13 protein-coding genes are annotated in these 15,516 nt (G+C 62.8%); 6 read left to right on the top strand and 7 right to left on the bottom strand.

From position 1 onward, the window contains the following. Positions 1-20: 20 nt before the first annotated feature. Positions 21-3,470: a transcription-repair coupling factor gene (mfd, locus tag QQJ96_RS18280; protein ID WP_284333466.1), complete on the top strand. Its 3,450-nt coding sequence runs from the start codon at positions 21-23 to the stop codon at positions 3,468-3,470. Positions 3,471-3,551: 81 nt separating this feature from the next. On the opposite strand, the gene egtD is transcribed toward mfd, so the two are convergent. Further along, a complete protein-coding gene (egtD, locus tag QQJ96_RS18285) occupies positions 3,552-4,523 on the bottom strand; it encodes an L-histidine N(alpha)-methyltransferase (protein WP_284333467.1) in 972 nt (323 codons plus the stop codon). Further along, complete coding sequence (gene egtB / locus QQJ96_RS18290; RefSeq protein ID WP_284333468.1) at positions 4,520-5,770, bottom strand: ergothioneine biosynthesis protein EgtB; 1,251 nt, start codon at positions 5,768-5,770, stop codon at positions 4,520-4,522. Before egtB ends, egtD begins: the two co-directional genes overlap by 4 nt. A gap of 178 nt (positions 5,771-5,948) precedes the next feature. Between egtB and QQJ96_RS18295 the strand changes: the two genes are divergently transcribed. Then, positions 5,949-6,389 carry a DUF6491 family protein gene (locus QQJ96_RS18295; protein ID WP_284333469.1) on the top strand — a complete coding sequence of 147 codons (441 nt, stop codon included), beginning with the start codon at positions 5,949-5,951 and terminating at the stop codon, positions 6,387-6,389. Positions 6,390-6,443: 54 nt separating this feature from the next. Here the strand turns inward: QQJ96_RS18295 and QQJ96_RS18300 are convergent, their stop codons facing one another. From QQJ96_RS18300 to QQJ96_RS18310, 3 genes are all read right to left on the bottom strand, one after another. After that, entirely contained in the window at positions 6,444-6,878 is a 435-nt protein-coding gene (locus tag QQJ96_RS18300; RefSeq protein ID WP_284333470.1) for a hypothetical protein, read from the bottom strand. A 132-nt stretch (positions 6,879-7,010) separates the two neighbouring features. Then, positions 7,011-9,197 carry a bifunctional 23S rRNA (guanine(2069)-N(7))-methyltransferase RlmK/23S rRNA (guanine(2445)-N(2))-methyltransferase RlmL gene (rlmKL, locus tag QQJ96_RS18305; RefSeq protein WP_284333471.1) on the bottom strand — a complete coding sequence of 729 codons (2,187 nt, stop codon included), beginning with the start codon at positions 9,195-9,197 and terminating at the stop codon, positions 7,011-7,013. Beyond that, positions 9,194-9,709 (bottom strand): alpha/beta hydrolase, encoded by a 516-nt coding sequence (locus tag QQJ96_RS18310; RefSeq protein WP_284333472.1) that lies wholly within the window; start codon positions 9,707-9,709, stop codon positions 9,194-9,196. Before QQJ96_RS18310 ends, rlmKL begins: the two co-directional genes overlap by 4 nt. Positions 9,710-9,879: 170 nt before the next feature. On the opposite strand from QQJ96_RS18310, the gene QQJ96_RS18315 reads away from it, so the two are divergent. The 4 genes from QQJ96_RS18315 to QQJ96_RS18330 all read left to right on the top strand — a co-directional run bounded on the left by QQJ96_RS18315 (position 9,880) and on the right by QQJ96_RS18330 (position 12,620). Beyond that, positions 9,880-10,440 carry an N-acetylmuramoyl-L-alanine amidase gene (locus tag QQJ96_RS18315; protein ID WP_284333473.1) on the top strand — a complete coding sequence of 187 codons (561 nt, stop codon included), beginning with the start codon at positions 9,880-9,882 and terminating at the stop codon, positions 10,438-10,440. A 57-nt stretch (positions 10,441-10,497) separates the two neighbouring features. Next, the gene (locus QQJ96_RS18320; RefSeq protein WP_284333474.1) at positions 10,498-11,364 is read left to right on the top strand and encodes an acyl-CoA thioesterase; all 867 of its coding nucleotides are present in this window, start codon (positions 10,498-10,500) and stop codon (positions 11,362-11,364) included. A 9-nt stretch (positions 11,365-11,373) separates the two neighbouring features. Continuing rightward, positions 11,374-11,772, top strand: a complete 399-nt coding sequence (locus tag QQJ96_RS18325; RefSeq protein WP_284333475.1) for a hypothetical protein — start codon at positions 11,374-11,376, stop codon at positions 11,770-11,772. A gap of 137 nt (positions 11,773-11,909) precedes the next feature. Next, positions 11,910-12,620 carry an arginyltransferase gene (locus QQJ96_RS18330; RefSeq protein WP_284333476.1) on the top strand — a complete coding sequence of 237 codons (711 nt, stop codon included), beginning with the start codon at positions 11,910-11,912 and terminating at the stop codon, positions 12,618-12,620. 72 nt (positions 12,621-12,692) lie between these two features. Here QQJ96_RS18330 and QQJ96_RS18335 read toward each other — a convergent pair whose 3' ends face one another. Next, positions 12,693-14,207 (bottom strand): FMN-binding glutamate synthase family protein, encoded by a 1,515-nt coding sequence (locus tag QQJ96_RS18335; protein WP_284333577.1) that lies wholly within the window; start codon positions 14,205-14,207, stop codon positions 12,693-12,695. 63 nt (positions 14,208-14,270) lie between these two features. Beyond that, positions 14,271-15,452 (bottom strand): formate-dependent phosphoribosylglycinamide formyltransferase, encoded by a 1,182-nt coding sequence (gene purT / locus QQJ96_RS18340; protein WP_284333477.1) that lies wholly within the window; start codon positions 15,450-15,452, stop codon positions 14,271-14,273. Between the last annotated feature and the right edge of the window lie 64 nt (positions 15,453-15,516).

Consider the following 15,516-nt stretch of genomic DNA (forward strand, 5'->3'; position numbering starts at 1 on the left):
CCCGCCCACGCAAGATCCCCATGCCGACTCCGATCAGTCACCCGCCCCTTCCCACCACCCCCAAGCAGCGCCGTTTCTGGACGCCTCCGCACGGCTCCGCGCGCGCCCTGCTGGTGGCCGAAACTGCCCGCTCGCACGACGGCCTGGTGGTGGCGGTAACGCGCGACACCCAGCGTGCCCATGCCTTGGAAGACGAGCTGCGCATTTTTGCCAGCAGCTTGCCGGTGCTGCATTTCCCCGATTGGGAAACCCTGCCCTACGACGTATTCAGTCCGCATCCGGACATCGTCTCCCAGCGCATTGCCACCCTGTATCAGCTGCCCAGCGTCAAGCGCGGCGTGCTGGTGGTGCCGGCGGCAACGCTGATGCAGCGGATCGCGCCACGTGCGCATGTCACCGGCTCCGGCTTGGTGCTGCACAAGGGGCAAAAGCTGGATCTGGCCAACGAACAGCGCCGGCTGGAAGCCTGCGGCTACCGGCACGTGCCGCAGGTGGCCGAGCCGGGGGACTTCGCCGTGCGTGGCGCGCTGATCGACATCTACCCGATGGGTGCAGGCGAGCCGTATCGCATCGAGCTGTTCGACGACGAAGTGGAATCGATCCGCAGCTTCGATCCGGAAACCCAGCGCTCGCAGCAGCAAGTGGAAAAAGTCGAATTGCTGCCAGCGCGCGAATTTCCCGTCACCGATGATGCCGCCAAGGCCTTCCGCAACCGTTTGCGCGAACGCTTCCCCATCGACGTACGCCGCTGTCCGCTGTATCAGGACATGAAGGAAGGCGTCACTCCCGGCGGCATCGAGTATTACCTGCCGCTGTTTTTCGAAAGCACCGCCACGCTGTTCGATTATCTTGCCGACAATGCGCTGTTCGTGCTCGGCGAAGGCACGCACGAAGCATCCGAACAGTTTCACACGCAAACCGCCGAACGCTACGACCAGCGCGCGCACGACATCGAACGTCCGGTGCTGCCGCCGGCCGAGCTGTATCTCTCGCCCGAACAGCTGCGCGAGCAGCTCAACAAGCGCCTGCGCGTGGAAGTGGTCGATAGCGGCCATGAGCATGCAGTCGATGCCGGTACTCAGCCGGCGCCGGAAGTGCCGCTCAATCGCAAAGGCGAGGAACCGGGGACCTCGCTGCGGCACTTCATCGAAGCCTATCCGGGGCGCACGCTGATCGCGGCTGACTCAGCCGGCCGTCGCGAAGCCTTGCTCGAACAGCTGGCCACGGCCGGCCTGCGCCCGCCGCATGTCGACGGCTGGGCCACGTTCCTTACCGATGCAAGCAAGCTCGCCATCACCATTGCGCCGCTGGAACAGGGTTTTGCGCTGAAGCAGCCGGCAATCACCGTGCTTACCGAACGCGAACTGTTCGGCGAGCGCGTGCGCACCGAACGCAAGCGTCGACGTGGCGCGGCACGCGATCCGGAAACGATCATCCGCGACCTGACCGAGCTCTCCATCGGGGCGCCGATCGTACACGTCGACCACGGCGTGGGCCGCTACCAGGGCCTGGTATCGATGGAACTGGGCGGCATGACGGGTGAGTTCCTGGTCATCGAATATGCCAAGGGCGACAAGCTCTATGTGCCGGTGGCACAGCTGGGCCTGGTCAGCCGCTATTCCGGCACCGCACCGGAGCTGGCGCCGCTGCATTCGCTGGGCGGTGACGCCTGGGAACGAGCGCGCAAGAAAGCGGCGGAGAAAGTGCGCGACGTGGCCGCCGAGCTACTGGCCATCTACGCCCAACGCGAAGCACGCGGCGGCGAATCGCTACCGATCGATCGCCAGATGGCGGAGGAGTTCGGCAGCAGCTTTCCGTTCGAGGAAACCCCCGACCAGCTCAGTGCAATCGACGCCGTGCTTGGCGACCTCGCCCGGCCTCGCGCGATGGATCGCGTAATCTGTGGCGACGTGGGCTTCGGCAAAACCGAGGTGGCGCTGCGTGCCGCGTTCGCTGCCGCCACCGCCGGCAGGCAGGTAGCGCTGCTGGTGCCCACCACCCTGCTGGCGCAGCAGCATTACCGCAACTTCGCCGATCGTTTTGCGGATTGGCCGGTGAAGGTGGATGTGCTGTCACGCTTCCGCTCCACCAAGGAAGTGAACGAAGCGCTCAAGCGCCTGGCCGAAGGCCAGATCGACGTCATCATCGGCACGCACAAGCTGCTGCAGTCGGACGTGAAGTTCAAACAGCTCGGCCTGGTGATCGTCGACGAGGAACAGCGTTTTGGCGTACGCCAGAAAGAGCAGCTGAAAAAGCTGCGCGCGGAGGTGGACCTGCTCACCATGACCGCCACACCGATTCCGCGCACGCTGAACATGGCCATGAGCGGATTGCGTGATCTCTCGCTGATCACCACGCCACCCGCGCACCGCATGGCCGTGCGCACCTTTGTATCCACCTGGGAACCGGCTCTGATTCGCGAGGCCTTCCAGCGCGAACTGCAGCGCGGTGGCCAGGTGTATTTCCTGCACAACGAAGTGGACAGCATCGAACGAACCGCGCGCGAGGTGCAGGAACTGGTTCCCGATGCGCGCATCGGCATTGCGCATGGCCAGATGCCGGAGCGCGAACTGGAACAGGTGATGGCGGACTTCCATCGCCAGCGCTTCAATGTGCTGGTGTGCACCACCATCATCGAAACCGGCATCGATATCCCCACCGCCAACACCATCATCATCGATCGGGCGGACCGGTTCGGCCTTGCGCAGTTGCATCAGCTGCGAGGCCGCGTGGGGCGCTCGCATCATCGCGCCTATGCTTACCTGATCGTGCCGGACCGCCGCTCCATCACCGCCGATGCGGAAAAGCGCCTGGAAGCACTAGCCTCGCTGGAAGAACTTGGCGCCGGCTTTACCCTCGCCACGCACGACCTGGAAATCCGTGGTGCGGGCGAGCTGCTGGGCGACGAACAGTCGGGCCAGATCCAGGAAATCGGCTTCGGCCTGTATACGGAGTTGCTGGAGCGCGCCGTGCGCGCGCTGAAATCGGGCAAGGTGCCCGATTTCGACTTGAGCAGCGAGCATGAAACGGAAGTGGAATTGCACCTGCCCGCGCTGATTCCCGACGACTACCTGCCAGACGTGCACGCGCGCCTGACACTGTACAAGCGCATCGCCAGCGCACGCGATGAAGAGTCGCTGCGTGAGCTGCAGGTGGAAATGATCGACCGCTTCGGCTTGCTACCGGATCCGGTCAAGCACCTGTTTGCCGTGGCCGGCCTGAAACTGATGGCCACACCGCTGGGCATCCGCAAACTGGACTTCGGCGCGAACGGTGGACGCATCAGCTTCCGCGACAAGCCCGAAGTCGATCCGATGGCGATTATCCGCCTGGTGCAGAGCCAGCCGCGCGTATACAAGCTGGATGGGCAGGACAAGCTGAAGATCAACCTGGAGCTGCCTGGGGCGAGCGAGCGCATTCGCGCGGCGCAGGAGCTGCTGGGAAGGCTGGGCGCGCGCAAAGCGGCCTAATGACGTAGGCTGGGATGCAATCCCAGCTTTCGTGCAGATGGCGATGCCGGGATTTCATCCCAGCCTACATGGAAAGAGCAGTTACGCGGCGCGTGTAAGGTATTGCAGGCTGAATTTCCGCTCCGGGTCAAACCACACCTGTCGCACGGCCAAGCCTGCCGTTGCAGCCAGCGCCGCGAAATCCTGCAGCGAATACTTGCAGCTGTACTCCACCAACATCGCCTCTTCCTCGCGGAACAGCACTTGCAAGCGCCCTACGCGCACGCGTTGTTCGCGGTCACTGAGGATATGCGTTTCGATTCGTCCCGCCATCGCGTTGTAATGCGCACGATGCCGGAACGCGCCCAGATCGAAGTTGCAGCCAAGCTCACGATTCAAGCGCGTCAACATGTTCAGCGTGAATTGAGCCGTGACACCGGCGCGATCGTTGTAGGCCGCCTCGATCGTTGCGCGATCTTTCTTCAGATCCGCACCGACCAGGATGCCGCCGTTGTCGCCCATCTCGCTACGCATTTTGCGCAGCAGCTGCGCCGCATCACGCTCCTCGAAGTTGCCGATGGTGGAGCCAGGGAAGTAGACCACGGTGCGGCGCGGTGCGCGCGGCGGCACGGGCAGGCGCAACGGCCTAGTGAAATCCACCGCCAACGGCTGGATCGGCAGCTGCGGAAAATACCCGGCCATGCGTTCCATGCTGTGCCGCAAAGGTTCGGGGGAAAGCTCGATCGGCACCCATGCCACCGGGGTGACCAGGTGTTCCAGCAGCAAGCGCGTCTTGATCGCATGACCGCTGCCGTATTCGACCATGCGTACGTCCGGCCCGAGCAGCTCGGCGATTTCGCCGGCATGTTGATTCAGCAGCGCGATTTCGGCACGGGTGAGGTAATACTCCGGCTGCTCGCAAATCTGCTCGAACAAGGCCGAGCCGCGTTCGTCGTAAAACAGCCAGGAAGGCAGGCGCTTGGGTTGCGAGCGCAGACCGCGCTGCACCACCTGCAACAACAGGTTATCGGGTGGACGTTGCTCGTCACGTACTGCATATGCTTGCACACTCATCGGTCCTGTCCCAGTCGAATGCCCGCGAATTGCCAGCGGGCATGGGGCGGAAAAAAATTGCGATAGCTGGCGCGGATGTGATCGCGCGGCGTCGCGCACGAGCCCCCGCGCAACACCCACTGACCATTCATGAATTTGCCGTTGTATTCACCCAGCGCACCCGGCAGGGGTTTGAAACCCGGATAGCTGACATAGGGTGAGGCAGTCCACTCCCACACGTCGCCATACATCTGCTGCAGACCATCGCCCGGCGAACTGGCGATCGGATGAAAATGGGCGTCGTCCTGGAAGTTGCCGTGGACCGGCAGCCGTGCCGCGGCATCTTCCCACTCCGCCTCGGTGGGCAGCCGCGCACCGGCCCAGCGCGCGAACGCATCCGCTTCGAAGTAGCTGATATGGCAGACCGGGGCATGAGCATCGAGCGGGCGAACGCCGGCCAGCGTAAATTCGCTGGCCAGGTCGTCCTGCCAGTACAAAGGCCGTTGCCAGCCCTCGCGCTGCACTGTCGCCCAGCCATCGGACAACCACAGCCCTGCTTCCTGATAGCCGCCATCACGCACGAACGCCAGGTATTCGGCGTTGGTCACCAGGCGGTTGGCCAATGCATGTGCGGAAAGCCAGGTGGCGTGCCTAGGCGTTTCGTTGTCGTAGGTGAAACCGTCGCCTTCGTGGCCGATGTCGACCGGCCCCTGCCGCCCTGGCAGGAAACGCAATGGGGAGCTTCGGCTTTCCCTTTGATCGGCTGCATCCCGATACGTCGGCTGCAACGGGTTGCACGAGAACATGTGCTTGATGTCGGTAAGCAGCAGCTCCTGGTGCTGCTGTTCGTGTTGCAAACCCAACTCGATGCGAGCGGCCAGTTCAGTATTGACGTCACCGGCCAGCAACTCGCCCATTGCCTCATCGACGCACGCACGGTAGTCGCGGATCTCGCCCAGCGCCGGTCGCGACAACAAGCCGCGCTGCGGACGTGCGTGCATCGGCCCGACCGACTCGTAGTAGGAATTGAACAGGTAACGCCATTCGGGGTTCGGCGATCGGTAGGCCGGGTCGTGCCCCAGCACGAATTGCTCGAAGAACCAGGTGGTATGCGCCAGATGCCATTTGCCCGGACTGGCGTCCGGCATCGATTGCACTTGCAGGTCTTCGCCGCTCAATCCCACGCACAGCGCCAGCGTGTGCCGGCGTATGCGCATGAACCGCGCGACGGCATCTTCGGTATCTACAGTGAATGTGGGGACATTCATTACGCAGGCTCGATAGGGGCGAACGTGCTGCGATACACCTTGTGGAGCGCGGAACAGCGGACGATCATACAGCCACCATGCCGCAGCGATTGTTCATATTCTGTGATGCGCACATGGCAGGAATATGGCCGGCGTTGGCCGGGACAATCCATGCTTGATATAGCCGTGAGGTGACCCCATGAAGACTGTCCTATCTGTCGTGCTGGGCGTTGTGCTGGTGGCGACCGCTGTATCCGCCTCGGCGCAATCGGCAAGCACCAATACCTTGCCTTACAAGGACTGCATCCGCCTCGACCAGATCAACGAATGGCATGTAGTAGATGCGCAGAATGTGATCTTGCGTACCGGCCCCTACCAGCGTTACCTGGTGAAAATCAAGGGAAGCTGCGACAAATTGGGCATCGGCAATCGAGGTTTTCAGTTGATACCCAGCGAAGCGGACAAGGCCATCACGCCCGTGCGCATCTGCGGCGGCGTTGGAGAAAAAATCCGCTCCCGGGAACAACCCCCTTGCGCCATTGAATCGGTCGGCCTGATCGACGAAGCGACCTACGATGGTTATCGCGACCGCGCCAAATACCATAGCGTGAGAACGCAGCAGCCGGCCAAGAGCCCTTGAAGCAAAAAAAGCCCGGCAATGCGCCGGGCTTTTTTTGCAGGATTGATCCGGCTATCAGTTGGACGGACCGATATAGCGCGTCTGGTAGGGATCGTTCGTGATCACAGTGGTGGTTGTCACCACCGGCGGTGGAGCACTTTGGTAGACCACGGTGCCGGGCGTATACACCACGGTAGGCGGCGGCGCGTAGTACGCCGGCGGAGCGTAGTAAACCGGTGGACCCGCCACAGCTCCCGCTACAAGACCGGCCACCGCGCCACCCACGATGGCACCGGCAATCCAGCGGTCGCCACTCCAGTAACCACAGTGATAGCAGCCGCCGTGGTAATAACCGTAACCGCCATGGTAGTAACCATAGCCGCCGTGATAGCCACCGTGCCAACCGTAGCCGCCCCAGGGATGCGCCGATGCGCTGAGAGGTAGCGCCGCCCCGGCTGCCGCCAGGGCCAGACTGACCGCAACGAACTTGCCGACATTCCGTTTAAGCATGACACGCCTCCGTCAGTACTTGGTGAATGGTGGACCTGAGGCACTTAATCCGTACTGAAGGCTTACACTTCTTAACACAAGCATTTTTGCCAGGAATTTAGCTGTTCCTTGACCACCGCCGTAGCATGCGCTTCACTTCTTGATACGAGCATTTGCCCACGGATTGGCCGCGTCTTCAGCGGCCTGTGGACGCAGCAGCCAGCAATCGTGAATGTTTGCGCGCCGCGAGAAATCGAACGGAATGCTGCCCGCCCCCCAGGCTTCGATGGCAAGCTGTGGTTCAAGCGCCTCGCGATCGAGCGAGAAGCGGCGAAAATTGTTGGAAAACAAGATTACGCCGTCGTGCGTGAGTCGCTGCGCACAGGCCAGAAGCAATTTGACGTGATCGCGCTGGACGTCGAAATCTTCCGCTCGCTTGGAGTTGGAAAAGGTCGGCGGATCGACATAGATCAAGCCATAGCGCTCGCGCGTGCGCTCGAGAAAACTGCTTGCATCCGCCTGGACAAGACGATGCCCTTCACCTGCAAAGCCGTTCAGCGCAAGATTGCGCGACGCCCATTCCAGATACGTGCCCGACAAATCGACGCTGGTGGTATCGCGCGCACCGCCTGCCGCTGCGTAGACACTGGCCGTCGCGGTATAGGCGAACAAATTGAGAAAGCGCTTGCCTGCCGCCAGCTCGCGCACTTTTGCGCGGACCAGTCGGTGATCGAGGAACAGGCCGGTATCGAGGTAATCGTAGAGGTTCACCAGGAAGGTCAAACCGCCCTCCTCCACTTCGATGAATTCCCCGCGTTGATCGAACTGGCCGTATTTGGAACCACCCTTGCCGCGCTCGCGTGTCTTGATGGCAGTGCGTGCGCGTGGCGCATTGAACACTTCACCAGCCACGCGCGCGATCTCCCGCAGGCGCGTGCGCGCCAGTTCGGCAGGTACGTCCGCGGGTGCGCGGTATTCCTGGATATGCAGGTGGCTGCTGCCGGATGTGTCTGCATAAACGTCGATCGCCGCGGCGTATTCCGGCAGATCCTGGTCGTAAGCGCGCCAGGCATGGATACCTTCGCGCTCCAGCCGTTTGTGCAAATGCCGGACGTTCTTTTCCAGCCGGTTCTTCAGCATCTGCGCGCCAGGCGATAGCGGCGGCTTTTCGCGCGGTGTTTCGTCACGCGGATGCAGTTCGAAGATCAGCAGCACCGTTTCCAGCGCGCCGTTGTACAGCGCGTATTTCTTCTCTGCGCGCAAAGTAGTGGCGCGCCCCAGTTCCGCGTCCCCGGCAAGCACGGCTGCGCGCCATCCGGTGAAATGATCGCGCAGGGTCTCGCCCAGGCCACGATAAAGCTTCGGCAGACTTTCGCGCTCACCCAGGCGCTCGCCATACGGCGGGTTGGTGATGACCAGGCCTTGCGTAAAGCCGGCTGGCGGACGCACGTGCTGCGCATCGTGGCGATCCAGCGTAAAGAAGCCGGCAACGCCTGCTTCCTGTGCATTGCGCTTGGCCATTTGCACCATGCGCGAATCCGCGTCGGAACCGAAGAAACCGCTGCGTAGCATCGGCAAGCCGATTTCCGCACGCCGGCCAGCTTCTTCGAGCAGGTTGCGCCACAGTGCAATGTCGTGCTGCTTCCAACCGAGAAAGCCGTAGTAGTCACGGCGCAAACCCGGCGCGACATCCGCCGCCATCAAGGCACCTTCGATCAGGATCGTGCCGGAGCCGCACATGGGATCGAGCAACGCGCCGCCTTGCTCGTAGATGGCCGGCCAGCCCGCACGCAACAGCATCGCCGCGGCCAGGTTTTCCTTGAGCGGAGCCTCGCCCTGTGTTTCACGCCAACCGCGGCGATGCAGGGGCGCGCCGGCAAGATCGATCGACACCGTCGCGCGATCGCGCCGCAAACGCAGGTTGATACGCACATCCGGCTCTTCGGTATCCACGTCCGGACGCGCCTGACCGCGCTGGCGGAACTGGTCGACCACGGCATCTTTCACCCGCTGCGCCAGATATTGGCTATGCGTGAGCTTGCTTTGCGCGGTATTGGCATCCACCGCCAGCGTGGCGTGCGGCGCGAGATGTTCGGACCAGTCGATGGTTTGCACACCTGCGTACAAAGCCTCGTCGGATGCCGCTTCGAATTCCGCCACCGGCAACAGGATACGGCTCGCCAAGCGCGACCACAGGCAGGCGCGATAAGCCGTTTCCAGGCTGCCGGAAAAGCGCACGCCAGCAAGCGCTTCATGCACGTCGACGCCGCCCAGCGACATCAGCTCATCGCGCAGCAGGTATTCAAGCCCCTTGGGGCAGGTTGCAAAGAACTGCTTCAAAGTTGTTCCAGAAAAAGGCCGAACTGGCGGCTGATCGAATCGACATGCTCAGTCAGCCGGTGGTCGTCGTCCACGATCAACAGCGGCAATTGGCGGCGGCCGGCGAATTCATAGATCTCGTCGAGCGGGCAGACTTCGTCGCGCCAGCCGTGGATCAACAGCGTCGGCACGTCCAGGCGCACGTCGAAGGCCAGGTCACTGCCGGGGATGAGCGCCGGCGTGGCCAGCAGGAACAGGCCGGCCACGGGCACTTCCAGCGAAGCCAAGCCGGAAACGAAAGCGCCCATGCTGGACCCCACCAACACCGGTGGCGCATCGCAAGCGGCAATGCACTGGTGCAAGCGGGCGATGCGCGGCTCGATCGAATCGGCGTGGCCCGGCTTATCGTCCTCGCGGTAATCCGGACGCTCCGTGGTCCAGCCCATCGACTCGGCGAGCTTCGCCAACACACTGACCTTGGTGGCATCGGGGCCTGAGTCCGAGCCGTGGGAGAGGATGATGTGGCCGGGCATGGGGACTCCGTGTTTGCTCAGCGGGACGTGCATGATAGCTGTTTGCCGATCCGCAAGAGGCCCCAGCCTCCATGTACCGTGAGTAGGCTGGGATGCCAATCCCGGCATCGGGATGCCGTGTGCGAAGCTGGGATTATCATTCCAGCCCACGCCCCCTTGCCGCCACCCCGATGCTGACCATTCACGACCAGCTCTTGCCTTACGTCGCCAAGCTACCCGAGCGCCCAGCCAGCACCGTCACGTTGGTAGTCATCCACTGCACCGAGCTGCCTGACCTCGCGACGGCACGCGAATACGGGGAGCGGGTGCTGTACGAAGCCGGCACCGGCAACAGTGGCCATTACTACATCGATCGCGACGGTTCGGTCTATCGCTATGTACCGGGCACGCGGGTGGCGCATCATGTGCGTGGCTACAACCCCCAATCCATTGGCATCGAACTGGTGAACCGGGGACGCTTCCCGAACTGGTTCGATTCGCGCAACCAGACCATGACCGAGCCTTACTCCGAGGCGCAAATTGGCGGGCTGCGCGAGCTGCTGGCGCACTTGCGCACGGAGTATCTGAGCTTGCAGGAAATCGCTGGCCACGAAGACCTGGATACGGCGCGCGTACCGGCCAGCGACGATCCGGGCCGGGAGGTGCCGCGCAAGCTCGATCCCGGCCCGTTGTTCCCGTGGCAGGAAGTCCTGGCGACCAGCGATTTGCGGCGAATCGGCGTCCACCCCTGAGGTTGCCGCAGCCGCCCCGCTATAATTGCCGGTCATTTGCTTAGGGGATTTGCCGCGATGCGCGATACACACGTCAAGGAGCTGGCCGAGCTGCTGCAGCTCGAACGCCTGGAAGACAACCTCTTCCGCGGCCAGAGCCGCGATATCGGCACGCGCTTCGTGTTCGGCGGCCAGGTGCTCGGCCAGGCGCTGTCGGCTGCCCAGCAGACAGTGGATCCTTCGCGCGAGGCGCATTCGCTACACGCCTATTTTCTGCGCGCAGGCGATATCGATGCGCCGATCGTCTACAGCGTGGAACGTGCGCGCGATGGTGGCTCGTTCTCTTCTCGCCGTGTGGTGGCGATCCAGCACGGCCAGCCCATTCTCAACGGCGCGATTTCCTTCCAGGTCCCTGAGCGGGGGCTGGAGCACCAATCCAGCATGCCCGAGGTGCCGGAGCCGGAGGACGTGGAGCCCATGCATCGGGTACCGCCGGACGAACTCGCCCGCCTGCCAGTGAAACTGCAGCGTTGGCTGGGCAGCGACGGCCCGTTCGAATTCCGCCAGGTCTGGCCGCGCGATGAGCTCCACCCGGCCAAGCGGCCGCCCATCCAGCACATCTGGTTCCGGCTTACCGCACCGGTGGAGGAGTCGCCGGACCTGCATCGGGCCTTGCTCGCCTACGCGTCGGATTTCCACCTGATCGGCACCAGCACCTTGCCGCACGGCATTTCCTATCTCACGCCCAACCTGCAGATGGCGAGCCTGGACCACGCCTTGTGGTTCCATCGCCCGTTCAAGGTGGACGAATGGTTGCTGTACTCGTTCGACAGCCCTACGGCGCAGGGCGCACGCGGGCTGGCCCGGGGGCAGATTTTCAGCCGTGACGGCCGCCTGGTGGCCTCGACGGCACAAGAGGGCTTGATCCGGCTGCGAGGCGAGTAAACTCCAGCCATGCGCATGCTTTACACCTCTCCCCGGCAGGAAAACATCGATCGCGTGTCGGCCTATATGACCGAAAACGGCGTCGAAACCACCATCACCAACCGCTCCAACTGGAACCGCCCCAGCTACCAGCGTTTCAGTTATTCCCAGCGCAATGAGAACCGGGACGCCTGGCCCCAGGTGTGGGTTAGCAAGGCTGACGACTACACCAGGGCGCGCGAACTGCTGCGCCAGCTGGGCATCGAACCGCAGGTGCGCTACGCGGAGGAGTTGAGGATTTCCCGCGATCCGGTGGCCGCCCTGTATAGTCGCCGTGAACACACCGTGGCAAGAGTGCGAAGGATCGCGCTGCTGGCGATTCTGGGCGTCTTCATGGTGCTGGCCCTGCATTATCTGCATATTGTGTAGGCCGGGATGACAATCCCAGCTACTTGGCGGTTTCCGCTGGGATTGCCTTCCCAGCCTACGGATACACACAGCTAAAATCAGCCGTTCGCCATCAAAAACCTTGCCACGACGGCCGGCAGCGGTCATAGAATCAGGCCATGCGCTCCGATCATGTCCGCCTGTTCCAGACGCTGCCGCACGCCTGCGGTTACTACCCGGGGCGTACGGCGCAGAACCTGGTGATCGATCCTGCCGCCCCGCAGTTGGACCGGCTGTACGGCGCGGCGCTGGAGCATGGCTTTCGCCGCGCGGGCGGGCACCTGTACTTTCCGCACTGCCCGAGCTGCCACGCGTGCACGCCCTGCCGCATCGACGTGGCGAAGTTCAAGCCGAACCGCTCGCAGCGCCGTTGCCTGAAGCACAATGAAGACCTGATCGTGCGCGAATGCATGGCCGGCTACAACAGCGAACGGCATGCGCTGTATTCACGCTATCTGCGCACCAGGCACCCTGGCGGCGGCATGGACGAAGCGGAGGCCAGCGACTTCCGGCGCTTTCTGACGGCACCCTGGAGCCCCACGATCTTCCTGGAATTGCACAAGGGCGAGCGATTGCTCGCGGTAGCCGTTACGGACGTTTGCATCACCGGCATTTCAGCCGTCTATACGTTCTACGATCCGGACGAACACGAGCGCGGCCTGGGCACCTTCGCCATCCTGCAACAGATCGAGTTGGCCAAGCGCCGCAGCATTCCGTGGGTGTACCTGGGCTTCTGGATCGAAGCTCATCCGAAAATGGACTACAAGCGGCGCTTCAAGCCGCTGCAGATACGCACGACGGAAGGCTGGGTGGATTTGGAGCGGGATTAAGCCCGTAGGTTGGGGTGCAAACCCCAACATGGTCATCTATACGCTGAGCGATGTTGGGGTTTGCACCCCAACCTACGCGTTCTCCGTTGTCGCCTGCGGATAGGGAAACAGCTTGACCAACGGCACCGAAACGCCATCGACGCCCATCACGCGGCAATGCGTGCGGTCCAGGTCACGCGGATCATCCACACCGCAGCTGTGCGCAATGATGCCGACTTCATACATTACGTTGCGCGCGTAGTTCGCCACGCGCTCGCTCTTGTCCGTCACCACCAGGCCGCGCTGCAGGCGCGTGTTCTGGGTGGTGATGCCGGTTGGACAGGTATTGCGGTTGCACTGCAGCGACTGGATGCAACCCAGCGCCAACATGAAGCCGCGTGCCGAATTGACGAAATCCGCGCCCATCGACATCGCCCATGCCACGTCATACGCGGTGATGCACTTGCCCGAGCAGATTACCTTGATGCGTTCGCGCAAGCCACGTTCCATCAGCAGGTTCACCAGTGCCGGCAGCGCTTCGCGCAAGGGCAGGCCCACGCCTTCCATCAGCGTCTGCGGCGCAGCGCCGGTGCCACCTTCGGAGCCGTCGATGATGATGAAATCCGGTGCGCTTTCGACGCCGCGCCGCTTGATTTCAACACAAAGTTCCTCGATCCACTCCATGCCGCCGAACACCGCCTTGAAGCCGGTGGGCTTGCCGGTGAGATCGCGGATATGCGCAATCGCATCCATCAACTCGCGGACGTTGCCGATATCCAGATGGCGGTTGGGGCTCTGCGAATCCTGGCCCACCGGAATGCCGCGGATCGCCGCGATTTCCGGCGTGACCTTGGCCGCCGGCAGCAGGCCGCCCATGCCGGGCTTGGCGCCCTGCCCAAGCTTGATGCTGACCATCTTCACCTGCCGGTTTGCGCAGATCGCCAGCAGCTTGTCGTCGTCCAGCTTGCCGTCCGGCGTGCGCACACCGTATTTGGCGGTACCGATTTCGAACACGACATCGCAACCGCCTTCCAGATGGTACGGCGCCAGGCCACCCTCGCCCGTGTCCATCCAGATGCCTGCCTTGGCCGCCCCGATCGAGAGTGCGCGCACCGCGGGTGCGGACAGCGCACCAAAGCTCATCGCGGAGATGTTGAAGAACGCCGCGTGATCGTATGGCTCGCGCGCATACGGTCCAATGCGCACCGGCTGGGGTTTGACGTGCGTCTGGCCCAAGGCCGGAAACGCGGCATTGACAAAGAACGGCACACCTTCCAGATGCAGGTCGCGCGTGGAGCCGAACGCGTTGGTGTTCTCCGTATTCTTGGCCGCGCGATACACCCACATGCGCTGGGCGCGGTTGAACGGCATTTCCTGGCGATCGCTGGAATACAGGTATTGGCGAAAAAATTCACCCAGATGCAGGAACCAATAGCGGAAGTGCCCGATCACTGGAAAATTGCGCAACACGGAGTTGTGCGTCTGGCTGCGGTCGACCACCCAGGTTACCGCCACCACCAGGATGGCGATCACCAGCAGCAGCACGAACAGCACTGCAAAGGTTTCCACCAGCACTACCAGCCAATGCGAAAAGCCTGTCGGTTCCATCATCTGTCTCCATTTACGGGGCTGCCTCCTCTACGCTTCGGGAGGGAGGATGTCGCGCCGAGTCTACAGTTCGATGCGAACGGCTTTGGCCGCCCGGATCGCCTTGGCCTTGGCCGCCTCGATATCGTTATCGCGCGCCAGCGTGACCGCCATGCGTCGACGGCCTTTCACTTCCGGCTTACCGAAAATGCGCAGCTGCGTGTCGGACTCGGCCAAGGCTTCGGCCATACCGTGATAGCGCGGCGCACGACCTTCGCCTTCGTGCAGCACCGCGCACGACGCGCAAGGCCCTTGCTGGCGAATGACCGGTATGGGCAAACCCAGGATCGCCCGCGCATGTAGCGCGAATTCCGAAAGGTCCTGCGAGATCAGCGTGACCAGCCCGGTGTCGTGCGGCCTGGGACTGACCTCGGAGAAGATCACGCTGTCGCCTTGCACGAAGAATTCCACGCCGAACACGCCCCAACCACCCAGCCCGCCGGTAATGGCTTGCGCCTGGCGCTGCGCTTGGGCCAAGGCAAGCTGGCTCATCGGCTGCGGCTGCCAGGATTCGCGATAATCGCCATCTTCCTGGCGATGGCCAATGGGCGCGCAAAAACTGGTGCCGTCCTTGTGCCGCACGGTCAACAAAGTAATTTCGTAATCGAAGGAAACGAAGCCCTCCACGATTACCCGCCCCTTGCCGGCGCGGCCGCCTGCCTGGGCGTAATCCCAGGCCTGCTGCAGCTCGGCCGCAGAGTGCACGACGCTCTGGCCCTTGCCGGATGAACTCATCACCGGCTTGACCACGAATGGGTAGCCGATTGCTGCCGCCGCCTCGCGGTATTCGGCCTCGCTGTCGCAGAACCGATAGGGCGAGGTCGGCAAACCCAGCTCTTCGGCGGCCAGGCGGCGGATACCTTCGCGGTCCATAGTCAGCCACGCGGCACGCGCGGTCGGAACGACCGTTAAACCCTCCTTTTCCAGTTCCATCAGAGTAGGGGTATGGATCGCCTCGATTTCCGGCACCACCAGGTCCGGCTGTTCCTGCGCGATGACGGCGCGCAAGGCGCTGCCGTCCAGCATGTCGATGACATGGCTGCGATGCGCTACCTGCATCGCCGGCGCATGCGCATAGCGGTCCACTGCAATGACTTCCACGGCCAGGCGCTGCAATTCAATCGCCACTTCCTTGCCTAGCTCGCCTGCGCCAAGCAGCAGCACTTTCAAGGCATGGTCGGAATGGGGCGTGCCGATGGACGTCATTGTGGTCTCCAGATAAAGGCCTATTGTACGGCTCCCGGCTTGCCGCACCGCAGATTGACGGCAG

The sequence above is a fragment of the Dyella flagellata genome (assembly GCF_030160275.1).
GTDB lineage: Bacteria > Pseudomonadota > Gammaproteobacteria > Xanthomonadales > Rhodanobacteraceae > Dyella_B > Dyella_B flagellata.